Source organism: Clostridium saccharobutylicum DSM 13864 (assembly GCF_000473995.1).
Lineage (GTDB): Bacteria > Bacillota > Clostridia > Clostridiales > Clostridiaceae > Clostridium > Clostridium saccharobutylicum.
Genome location: NC_022571.1, coordinates 103,243 through 115,375 on the forward strand (window position 1 = coordinate 103,243; position 12,133 = coordinate 115,375).

The 12,133-nt window shown below is 30.0% G+C and carries 10 protein-coding genes; 5 read left to right on the forward strand and 5 right to left on the reverse strand.

All coding sequences use genetic code 11. The features are described from left to right. The first annotated feature begins 134 nt into the window (after nucleotides 1–134). The 5 genes from nifV to CLSA_RS00455 all read left to right on the forward strand — a co-directional run bounded on the left by nifV (nucleotide 135) and on the right by CLSA_RS00455 (nucleotide 5,750). Entirely contained in the window at nucleotides 135–1,295 is a 1,161-nt protein-coding gene (gene nifV / locus CLSA_RS00435) for a homocitrate synthase (RefSeq protein ID WP_022743459.1), read from the forward strand. An 85-nt stretch (nucleotides 1,296–1,380) separates the two neighbouring features. Beyond that, nucleotides 1,381–3,303, forward strand: a complete 1,923-nt coding sequence (locus CLSA_RS00440; RefSeq protein WP_022743460.1) for an aconitate hydratase — start codon at nucleotides 1,381–1,383, stop codon at nucleotides 3,301–3,303. Nucleotides 3,304–3,478: 175 nt separating this feature from the next. Next, nucleotides 3,479–3,988: an anaerobic ribonucleoside-triphosphate reductase activating protein gene (gene nrdG / locus CLSA_RS00445; protein ID WP_022743461.1), complete on the forward strand. Its 510-nt coding sequence runs from the start codon at nucleotides 3,479–3,481 to the stop codon at nucleotides 3,986–3,988. A 53-nt stretch (nucleotides 3,989–4,041) separates the two neighbouring features. Further along, the gene (locus CLSA_RS00450) at nucleotides 4,042–4,917 is read left to right on the forward strand and encodes an aldose 1-epimerase family protein (protein ID WP_022743462.1); all 876 of its coding nucleotides are present in this window, start codon (nucleotides 4,042–4,044) and stop codon (nucleotides 4,915–4,917) included. Between the two features lie 182 nt (nucleotides 4,918–5,099). Next, a complete protein-coding gene (locus tag CLSA_RS00455; RefSeq protein WP_022743463.1) occupies nucleotides 5,100–5,750 on the forward strand; it encodes a DNA-3-methyladenine glycosylase in 651 nt (216 codons plus the stop codon). 476 nt (nucleotides 5,751–6,226) lie between these two features. On the opposite strand, the gene galE is transcribed toward CLSA_RS00455, so the two are convergent. The 5 genes from galE to CLSA_RS00480 all read right to left on the reverse strand — a co-directional run bounded on the left by galE (nucleotide 6,227) and on the right by CLSA_RS00480 (nucleotide 11,976). Then, the gene (gene galE / locus CLSA_RS00460) at nucleotides 6,227–7,216 is read right to left on the reverse strand and encodes a UDP-glucose 4-epimerase GalE (RefSeq protein WP_022743464.1); all 990 of its coding nucleotides are present in this window, start codon (nucleotides 7,214–7,216) and stop codon (nucleotides 6,227–6,229) included. Between the two features lie 59 nt (nucleotides 7,217–7,275). Beyond that, the gene (locus CLSA_RS00465; protein WP_022743465.1) at nucleotides 7,276–7,680 is read right to left on the reverse strand and encodes a GtrA family protein; all 405 of its coding nucleotides are present in this window, start codon (nucleotides 7,678–7,680) and stop codon (nucleotides 7,276–7,278) included. A 10-nt stretch (nucleotides 7,681–7,690) separates the two neighbouring features. Then, nucleotides 7,691–8,656 (reverse strand): glycosyltransferase family 2 protein, encoded by a 966-nt coding sequence (locus CLSA_RS00470; protein ID WP_022743466.1) that lies wholly within the window; start codon nucleotides 8,654–8,656, stop codon nucleotides 7,691–7,693. A 118-nt stretch (nucleotides 8,657–8,774) separates the two neighbouring features. Further along, the gene (locus CLSA_RS00475) at nucleotides 8,775–9,749 is read right to left on the reverse strand and encodes a glycosyltransferase family 2 protein (RefSeq protein ID WP_022743467.1); all 975 of its coding nucleotides are present in this window, start codon (nucleotides 9,747–9,749) and stop codon (nucleotides 8,775–8,777) included. Nucleotides 9,750–9,966: 217 nt separating this feature from the next. Next, entirely contained in the window at nucleotides 9,967–11,976 is a 2,010-nt protein-coding gene (locus CLSA_RS00480; protein WP_077393746.1) for an ArnT family glycosyltransferase, read from the reverse strand. Nucleotides 11,977–12,133: the final 157 nt, after the last annotated feature.

Genomic DNA, 12,133 nt, shown 5'->3' on the forward strand with positions numbered 1-12,133 from the left:
AAATATATAATAATACTTGTCTATGAAGGTGCCAATATGATATTATAAGATTAAAGTTTAGAAAAATTGTAAGGCACATTCAAATAAATATTTTAAAAGCAATAAGTTAATAAAAATTAAGTGGGGGGATTGCAATGGCAGTTAATAATTTAGAAAGTGGTAAGAAAGTTACAATTGTAGATACTACTCTTAGAGATGGGGAGCAAACAGCAGGAGTAGTTTTTGCTAATGAAGAAAAGATTGTAATAGCAGAAATGTTAAGTGAGTTAGGCGTTGACCAGTTGGAAGTAGGAATTCCTACAATGGGCGGAGACGAAAAAGCTGCAATAAAAGAAATTGTAAAGAGAAATTTAAAGTCTAGTATAATGGCATGGAATAGAGCTGTAATTGGAGACATAGAACAATCAATAGATTGTGGAGTTGATGCAGTAGCTATTTCAATATCAGTATCAGATATACACATTCAACACAAGCTAAAAACTTCTAGAGAATGGGTGCTAGAAAATATGATTAAGTCTGTGGAATTTGCTAAGAAAAATGGTCTTTATGTATCAGTTAATGGTGAGGATGCATCTAGAGCAGATAAAGAATTTTTAGTTAAGTTTATAAATGAGGCTAAAAAAGCAGGAGCAAATAGATTTAGATATTGTGATACAGTAGGAATTATGGAGCCATTTAAGTTAAGAGATGATATTAAATACCTTTATGATAGTACTGGATTTGATATAGAAATGCATACACATAATGATTTTGGTATGGCAACAGCTAATGCTGTAGCAGGAATTAAGGGTGGAGCATCACATGTTGGAGTAACTGTAAATGGTCTTGGAGAAAGAGCTGGTAATGCAGCTTTAGAAGAAGTTGTAATGGCTCTAATGCTTGTTTATGGATATAAAGGTGAAAATATAAATACTCAAATGTTTAGAGAAGTATCAGAATATGTTTCAAGAGCATCAGGTAGAGAACTTCCAATATGGAAAGCAATAGTTGGAACTAATATGTTTGCACATGAATCTGGAATTCATGCTGATGGAGCAATTAAAGATCCTAAAAATTATGAGGCTTTTGATCCAGCAATAGTTGGACTTGAAAGACAAATAGTTATAGGAAAGCATTCCGGAAGAGCAGCAATAATAAATAAATTTAGAGAATATAATATGGAACTTACAGATGATGAAGCAAAGGGAATATTGGAACTTGTAAGATCTACATCAGTTAGATTAAAAAGAACTTTATTTGATAAAGAAGTAGTTCAATTATATAAGGAATATAAAAGAAGATTAAAGGAAAACTAAAAAAATATTAGAGAAAAGTAATTATAAAATTTAGATATAATAAGTTACAAATAGCAAAAATAAGCAGTAAGTAGGGGGAACAAAAATGGGAGATAATTTAGTTTATAAAATTTTGAAGAGTCACATTGTTGAAGGTGAATTAAAGGCAGGAGAACCAATTGCTTTAAAAATTGATAAAACTTTAACTCAAGATTCAACAGGAACAATGGCATATCTTCAATTAGAAGCTATGGGAATAGATAGAGTAAAGACAAAGAAATCTGTAGCGTTTATAGATCATAATATGTTACAACAAGGTTTTGAAAATGCAGATGATCATAAGTTTATTCAAACTGTGGCATCTAAATACGGAGTGTATTTTTCAAAGCCAGGCAACGGAATATGCCATCAAATCTTTTTAGAAAGATTTTCAACACCAGGAGATACATTAATAGGATCTGATAGTCATACGCCAACAGCAGGTGGTGTTGGTATGCTTGCTATGGGTGCAGGTGGATTAGATGTTGCTCTAGCTATGGGTGGCGGAGCATATAATATAAATACTCCAAAGGTAGTTAAAATTGAACTTAAAGGTAAATTAAATAAGATGGTGGCGGCTAAAGATATTATTCTTGAGGTTTTAAGAGTATTAACTGTTAAAGGCGGAGTAGGCAAAGTATTTGAGTATGGTGGTGAAGGTGTTAAGACTCTTTCAGTACCAGAAAGAGCAACTATAACTAATATGGGAGCAGAACTTGGAGCTACAACTTCAATTTTCCCAAGTGATGAGAGAACATTAGAGTTCTTCAAAGCGCAAGGAAGAGAAGAAGACTGGATGGAATTTAAACCAGATGCAGATGCTGTATATGATGAAGTAGTAACAATTAATTTAAATGAGTTAACTCCACTTACAGCTAAACCACACAGCCCAGATAATGTAGCTAAGGTTAGTGAAGTTGGTAAGATTAAAGTTGATCAAGTATTTATAGGAAGCTGCACTAATTCTTCTTATGAAGACTTAATGAAGGTTGCTAAGATATTAAAGGGTAATAAAGTACATCCAGATGTTAGTTTAGTAATCGGACCTGGCTCAAGACAAGTTATGGAGATGATTGCTAGAAACGGTGCATTAGCAGATATAATTAGTGCGGGAGCAAGAATACTTGAAAATTCTTGTGGACCTTGTATTGGCATGGGGCAAGCACCTGGAACTAATGGAATTTCTCTTAGAACTGTAAATAGAAATTTTTATGGAAGAAGTGGAACTTTATCAGGACAAATATATATTGTAAGTCCAGAAACAGCAGCAGTTTCGGCAATAAATGGAGTTTTAACTGATCCAACAGAAATGGATGTAGATATAACTGTAGAAATGCCTAAAGAATTCTTAATTGATGATTCTATGATTTTAGAACCAGCACCAACTAATGCTGAAGTTGAAGTTGTTAGAGGCCCTAATATTAAGCCATTCCCAGTAAGTAAGCCATTAGGTGAAGAAGTTGATGGTAAAGTGTTAATAAAGGTTGAAGATAATATTACAACTGACCACATTATGCCTTCAAATTCAAAACTATTACCATTTAGATCAAATATTCCTTATCTTGCAGAGTTCTGTTTTAATACAGTTGATACAGAATTCCCTAAGAGAGCAAAAGAATGTAATGGTGGATTTATAATTGCTGGAGGAAACTACGGACAGGGTTCAAGTAGAGAACATGCGGCTTTAGCACCACTATACTTAGGAGTTAAAGCTGTTATAGCTAAATCATTTGCTAGAATTCATAAGGCTAACTTAATAAATAATGGAATAATTCCAATGGAATTTAAGAATGAAGCTGATTATGATAATATTGAATTAGTAGATGATTTAAAAATAGAAAACATTCAAAGTGCTTTAGAAGCAGGTGTTGTAACAGTTAAGAACTTAATTAAGAACACTGAATTTGAAGCAGTAGCTGATTTAACAGAAAAAGAAATTGCTGTTATTAGAGCTGGTGGAAGATTAAATTATGTAAAAGTAAATAGTTAAATTAAAAGTAAATTATGCTTATTAGAATAGAGTTCCTACATTATTATGAGATGTAGGAGCTCTGTTTATTTGTGTGTATGTAATTTGTAAATATATTTATAGTTAAGTTATAATTAATAAGTAAAGGAATTTGTCAAATTTAAAAGATAAATTAGTCAGAAAGAAGTGTATTATTATGGAAAAGACTATAAGACTATCTGGAATAGCTTATGAAAGTTTAGTTAATGGACCAGGAATGAGAAGAGTATTTTTTGCTCAAGGATGTAAACATAATTGTAAAGGCTGTTTCAATCCGGATACTCATGATTTTAATGGTGGAGAAGAAAGAAACATGGATGAATTAATAAAGGATACGTTAGATAATCAAATTTTAAGAGGAGTTACATTTAGTGGAGGAGATCCATGGGAACAGGCTGATAAATTTGCATATATGGCAAAGACATTTAAAGAAAATGGATTAAGTATTTGGAGCTATACAGGATACACATTTGAATATATTATTAAACATCAAAATGAATATAAGGGTTGGACAGATTTACTAAATAATATAGATGTATTGGTAGATGGTAGATTTGAAGAAGAAAAAAAGAAAGATGGACTTAAATTTAAAGGATCAGAAAATCAAAGAATAATAGATGTTAAAGAAAGTTTAAAATTAAGCAGTATAATTACAATAGAATATTAAATGTATATAAAAAGTTTATTATAAATGGATTTAATAATGTCAGGAGGAATTTTATGATTTATTCTTTAGAAAATTCAATTATTAAAATTACAGCAAGTACTCATGGAGGAGAAATACATTCAATAACTAATAAAATTGATGGGACTGAATATTTATGGGATGGAAATCCTGAGTATTGGAAATATCATGCGCCTATATTGTTTCCTATAGTAGGAAAGGTTATAGACTCAAAATATAAAGTTGAAGGAAAAACATATGAATTACCACAGCATGGATTAGCTAGAACTTCTGAATTTAAATTTATCTCGAAAACAGATAATGAAATAATTTTTGAACTGAATTTTTCGGAAGAATCTCTAAAAGTGTATCCATATAAGTTTTCATTAAGATCAATTTATAAGTTGGAAAATAATACTGTTAAGGTGACATATAGTGTTAAAAATTTAGATAATAAAACAATATATTTTTCAATAGGAACGCACCCGGCATTTATGTATCCTATTAATTCGACTGAAAAATTAGAAGATTATTATCTTGAGTTTAATGAAAAAGAGAGTAGTAATAGGAAGGTTCTTACGAAGGAAGGATATCTATCTTATAACGAAAAAGAATGCTTAAAGTCTACAAATACACTTATGCTATCAAAAGAGTTATTTATAGATGATGCATTGGTATTTGATAATTTAAAATCTAATAAAATAACAATAAAATCAGAGAAGAGCGATAAGTCATTAGCAGTTGAATTTGATGGTTTTCCTTATATGGGAATTTGGGCACCAAAGGATGGAGCACCATTTGTATGTATAGAACCTTGGTTTGGACACGCAGATTATGAAAATTATAATGGGGAGTTCAGTGAAAAAGAAGGCATAATTTCATTAGATATAGGAAAAGAGTTTAGCTGCACGTACAAAGTTACTACATTTTAAAAAAATCAAATTTAAATATGATTTCTAATAAATATAATTATAATTTTTATTATATTTGAAATAATAAGTTTATAGATTTATCCACAAAAATATAAATTAATTTCATAAACATGTGGATTGTTTACAGTAGAATGTGGATAAAATATAATTCTTAATATATTAGAATATGGAGATGTTGAAATTTGACTTTAGATAAGAAATTTTATAAGCAAGGGGCATTAACTTTAGCTAAGGAACTTCTAGGTAAAGTTGTTGTGAGAAGAATTGATGATGTGATTTTAAGAGGAAAGATTGTTGAAACAGAAGCTTACATTGGTGAAATTGATAAGGCATCTCACGCTTATAATGGGCGAAGAACAGAAAGAACAGAACCTTTATTTAGAGAAGGTGGTATTGCATATGTATATTTCATTTATGGAAAATACTATTGCTTTAACGTTATAAGTGGTCTTGAAGATAAAGGTGAGGGAGTTTTAATACGGGCACTAGAGCCTTTAAATGAATTTGATTATCTTGCTGGAAAGAGATTTAATCAAAGTTATAATGAATTATCAGAAGCTAAGAAAAAAGCAATTACAAATGGTCCTTCAAAATTATGTATGGCATTTTCTATAGATAAATCGGAGAATTATATAAAATTATATGAAAAAGGTGATTTTTATATAGAGGATGGAGAAGAAGAAAAATTTGAAATAGTTGAAGCAAAGAGAATTGGAATTGATTATGCAGAAGAAGCTATAGATTTTCCATGGAGATTTTATATAAAGGGCAATAAATATGTTTCTGTAAATAAACAATCTCTAATAGTTAATGAGACAGAAGTAAAAAAATAATAGAACAAGTGCGATTATATCATCAATTTAAGCTAATAGGTTTGTTAGGAGTATTGCATATTTGTCTCGTATAAAATAATCTTCATATCTTTGGGGTAGTATTTTCTTTTTGGTGCATAGTTAGAAAAAAGTACGAATCTTAATAAAGAATATTAAATTCATAACGATAAATTACCATGATAGTGAATATTTAGGAGAAGTTTCATGGTGATAAAAATAATTAATGTTGATACTTATAGGTATCAATATAGGAAAAGAAAACCATATAATAATTTTAAACGTATAAAAAGAAAAGTTCATTATTTGTAGATATTCTTAATGATATAGAGAAACTTAAAGATGATGGTATTATAACAATTGACAATATTAATATCAAAATTGACCAAGCTATTAAATCACATTCAAAAAAATAAATTGAAAAATACAGTAAGTAATTTCCTACAAGAAATTACTTACTGTATTTTTAATCCTATAAATTATTTTTCATATCCGTTTTTATGACTTTGATGCCATTTCCAAGCATCACTGATGATTCTATCAATGTTTGTTCTAGTTGGATTCCAGCCTAATATTTTTCTGGATTTTTCAGAAGAGGCAATTAAAGTACTAGGGTCACCAGCTCTTCTTTCACCGATTTTTTCTGGAATTGGAAGTTTAGTAACATTTCTTACAGCTTCAACTATTTCTTTTACTGAAAATCCTTGACTGCTTCCTAAATTAAAGACATTACTTTCTCCACCATTCATTAGGTATTTAAGAGCTAAAATATGAGCTTCAATTAAATCTTCTACATGAACATAGTCGCGTATACATGTACCATCTTCAGTATCATAATCATCACCGTATATAGTTATAAACTCTCTTTTGCCTAATGCTACTTGAAGTACTATAGGGATAAGATGTGTTTCTGGATTATGATCTTCACCTATAGAGCCATCATCTTTTGCACCAGCAACATTGAAATAGCGAAGAGCTACATATTTCATACCATAAGCTTTATCGCACCACTTCATCATTTTTTCCATAGCAAGTTTTGTTTCACCATAAGTATTTGTAGGACAAGTATCCATATCTTCTGTTATTGGAATCTGCTTTGGTTCACCATAAGTTGCAGCTGTTGATGAGAAAACAATATGTTTAACATTATTTTCGTTCATAACTTCTAATAATACTTGCATCCCATAAACATTATTATTGAAATACATAAGTGGTTTTTGCATAGATTCGCCAACTATTGAATTAGCTGCAAAGTGTATAACACCATCAAAGTTTTCTTTTTTAAATACATCAGTTAAGAATTCTTTGTCTCTAATATCACCTTTGTAAAACTTAGCCTTTTTGTTAATTGCATCTTCGTGACCAGTTTGTAAGTTATCAACAACAACTACATCATAATCATTGTCAACCAATTGATTGACAGCATGAGAGCCTATATATCCAGCTCCACCTAAAACTAAAATACTCATAAAAAAACCCCATCTCCAATTTATATTATTATATTAAGATAATGAACAAAGTTATATTCTTAATTATCTTTTTTATTAAAAGCAAAAAATTTAAGCAATATAAATGTTACTGGAACTCCAATAACTGCAGCAAAAACATAAGCAATAAGTTTATCTAAGCCAATTATATTACAGACTATTACAACTACATACTGAATAATAAAATTTGGAATAGTTGATATTGAAAATTTTATAAGCTTATGAAAAGAGAGCTTTTCCTTAAATGTTATAAAGCTATTTAGTATGTATGATACAAATAATCCTGAAATATAACCTGGAAAAAATGCTAATGTTGCACTTAAAAAACTTGAATATATATACGAAAATATAGTTCCAGTGAAAGTATTTATAATTCCGATTATAATAAAGATAATAAATTGCTTTGAAAAAAATATATTTTTAAATTTTTCAATAAAATCACTCATATACAAGCACCTATATATCCTTTTTATCAATATCGATTAATTTATCGGAAATAATAAATCTTGGTCTTTGTTTAGTTTCATTATACATCTTACCAATGTATTCGCCAATAACACCAAGACATAAAAGTTGAATTCCACCAAGCATCCAAATTGAAAGTGTTAAAGAAGTCCAACCAGTGACTGTGTTCCCAAAGAATTTAACTATAAGGGAATATATTAGTGCTATAATACTGATGAAAGATATAGTAAATCCAACACCTGTAATTATTCTTATTGGTTTTATACTTAATGAAGTAATCCCATCTAAAGCGAAAGCTATCATCTTCTTTAGCGGATACTTTGATTCACCAGCAAATCTTTCATGACGTTCATATTCAACAATTGAGTATTTATAACCTATTAAAGGAACCATTCCTCTAAGAAATAGGTTAACCTCTCTAAATTGACTTAGGCCTTCTAAAGCACGTTTACTCATAAGACGATAATCAGCATGATTATAAATCATGTCAACTCCAAGTTTACTCATTAAGTTGTAAAAAGCTAATGCAGTTGTTCGCTTAAAGAATGTATCAGTTTCTCTTGAAGATCTTACTCCATAGACAATATCACTTCCATTGTAGTATTGTTCTACAAATTTATCTATAACATCTACATCATCTTGTAAATCAGCATCTAAGGAAATGGTCATATCTGCAAAATCTTTAGCTGTCATAAGTCCAGCTAATAATGCATTTTGATGTCCTCTATTTCGTGATAAGTTAACTCCAGAAAATATAGAATTTTCTTGGTGAAGTTCCTCTATAATGCTCCAAGTTTTATCCTTAGAACCATCATTAACGAAAAGTATTTTGCTGTTATCAGAAATAAACTCATTTTCAATCATATTAGTGATTTTTTCTAATAATCTTTTAGCAGTTTCGTGTAAAACTTCTTCCTCATTATAGCAAGGAATTACAAGGTATAGTGTATCTTTCATAAGAAATCACCTCCAATTGATTATTATATCAAATTTTTGACAAAGAGTACTAATATTATTTTTCATTAAGAATTTTTTATGCTTTTTACATATACTAATGAATAAATGTATTAGTTTGTTAAATGCGATTGTTTTGAAGATGCATAACATCAATCAATTTTTCAGAAATAATAAATCTTGGTCTACGTTTAGTTTCATTATACATTTTTCCAATATATTCGCCTATTACTCCAAGAGATAAAAGTTGAATTCCACCAATCATCCAAATTGAAAGTGTTAATGATGTCCAACCAGTTACAGTTTCACCAAATAATTTTACTATTATGCTATACAGCAAAGCTATAAGACTAAAGACAAATATGAAAAATCCAAGTCCGGTAATAATTCTTATAGGCTTTATACTAAGAGATGTAATACCATCTAAAGCAAAAGCCAGCATTTTCTTTAATGGATATTTAGATTCACCAGCAAATCTTTCATGACGTTCGTATTCAACAATTGAGTGTTTATAGCCAATTAAAGGAACCATACCTCTAAGAAATAAATTAACTTCTTTAAATTGACTTAAACTTTCCAAAGCCTGTTTGCTCATAAGACGATAGTCAGCATGATTATAAACCATATCAACTCCAAGAGTATTCATTAATTTATAGAAAGCTAATGCAGTTGTTCTCTTAAAAAATGTATCTGTTTGTCTTGATGATCTTACACCATAAACAATATCACTACCTTCATAATATTTCTCTACAAATTTATCTATAACATCTACATCATCTTGTAAGTCAGCATCTAGTGATATAACAACATCTGCTAAATCCTTAGCAGTCATAAGTCCGGCAAGTAGTGCATTTTGATGTCCTCTATTTCTTGAAAGATTAATACCAGAAAATATATTATTTTGATTGTGTAGTTCTTCTATTATGTTCCAGGTTTTATCCTTAGAACCATCATTAACAAAAAGTATTTTACTATCTGTAGAAATAATTTCATTTTCCATCATAGTGGTAATTTTTTTCGTTAACCTTTTTGCAGTTTCATGTAAAACTGCCTCTTCATTGTAACAAGGGATAACAAGATATAATGTATCATTCATAAAATCGCCTCCAATTGATTCCTATATCAAGTTTGTTAATAAGATATTTAAAAAATATATCTAATAAGTATATTAGTCTATTGTATATTTTAATTTATCATAATGGCCACTAATGACCATTATGATGTAAATATTAATTATCATCGAAAACAAGATAGTTAGCTTATATTAATTTGTTATTTTTTTACATACTTAAAATTCTAAAACTAATTTATATTTAAGAAACTTTATTAAAGCAGTATAAAGAACCACTTTGACTTCCTGGACCACCTTTTTGATTTTGATTACTAGAGCTTCCGCCATATTCTGATGGGGCTATAAGTGTGGCATTTTCTTTTACGTAAGATGTTAACTCAGAGTTTCCACCCATACCACCATCACCAGAAACAAGGAAATATGTTATTTTGCCTTCACTTACATACTCTTTAAGCTTGTCGACAGTAAGAGAATTATCAGAACCTAGAAATCCACCATATGCGTAAGCAGGTAAACCAGTATCCATAATAAATTGAGCTACATCATCGGCTCTTGATGAAACAACTAAGAAACTACCTTCTTTATAGTTGTTTACAAGGTATTGCTCAAGATTAGAAGATTTATTATTTTCTGATAAACTACCGCTTTGAGGCATACCTTTACCAGATTGAGAAGCAAGTTCTGGCCCAGCATATGGCATTGTTGAATTTGGCACATACATAACAGGCGTTAATGCCCAATAAAATGGTGCAGCACCCATTGAAATTAACATAAAGGCTCCAATTATAAGTGTTATTAATTTCTTTGGTCTTATATAATTTAAAATCATTAATGCAAGTGATATAACACCTGCTACTGCAATAATAGGAACAAGCCATGATTTTAATTGAGAGTAAGTCCATACATATTTAATTTCAATTCCAATAGTTGTTATAAGAGATATAGGAAGTATAAATTGTTTTATACCATTTTTATTTTTGAATTCTTCAAACATTTTTACAAGTCCAATACCACATAGTGCAGCAATTGCAGGTCCAAACATACATAAGTAGTATCTGTGATAGAATCCAGCAAAGCTAAAGAATGTAAACATTGTTCCAAGCCATAAAGTCCAGAATGTAAGCATGCTTTGTTTTACTGTAAGGTCACGCATGTTAAACTTACGTATAAATATTAAGATAGAAAATGCAGCAAAAGTTAATAACCATGAAGCTTGGCCGTAAAGGTTACTAGTCCAAAGTCTTACAATTGAAGCAGTACCAATTTCACCACTTCCCATTCCGCCACCTTGAGGCCTGCCTTGTTGACCATCGCCTTGAGGTCCATCTTGTTGGACGTCATCTTGAGGTCTGCCTTGTTGACCATCACCTTGATGTCCACCTTGTTGACCTCCGCCTTGACTTTGTCCATAAATTCTTTCTAGACCATTGTGCCCTACTATAAGTTCCATTACAGTATTGTTAGTTGAGCTATCTACATAAGGTCTGCTATCAGAAGGATATAAATCAACAGCAAATACCCATGCAAAGGAAATAACTAATACTATAACCATAGTAATTATTCCATTAATAAATTTTTTTACTAGCTTTTCTTTTGCAAACATCAAATATACAAGAGCAAATGCAGGAAGTACTGTATAAGCTTGAAGCATTTTTATGTTAAAACCTAAACCAATAAGTGCTCCTGCAATAAATAAGTCACGTTTTTTACCATTCTCGATAGATTTAAATAAAAACCATGCAGCAATTAAAAGTACAAATATTAATTGCATGTCAATTGTATTATTACGAGAAGCAACTACAACAGAAGGAGTAAATGAGAATATAAATGCAGAAATTAATCCAGATGGACGTCCGAAGTATTTTGATACCAATATGTATACCATAATGCAAGAACCAGTTCCTGCTAATGCTTGAGGCAGTAACATCGCCCAACCGTGATAACCAAATATTAAAACAGATATAGCCTGCATCCAAAATCCAACAGGAGGTTTATCTATAGATACCATACCAGATGGATCAAAAGATAAAAAGAAGAAATTCTTAAAGCTTTGAGTCATACTTTTTATAGCGGCAGCATAATATTCATTACCGTATCCGTATTTAGATATAGCGTAAAAATTGAAGAAAAATGATAGCATAGCTATAAAAGTTAAAGTTATTATATGCCAGTTTTTGTTGATGAATAATAAGAATTTATTATCATTATTCGAAATTTCATGTTTCATAAAATCACCATGTATAATGTTCATATAGCAAAGTCATTATACTTTTCCTTTCTTGTTAAAGTAGTTAATAGAAAAGAGAAACTTAATTATTATTCCCTGTTCTTTAAAAACTATTTTATTTCAGAAATCTGAATATAAGCTTAATGAATTTTAAGATTATTAATTAATCTTTAAGCAAGGA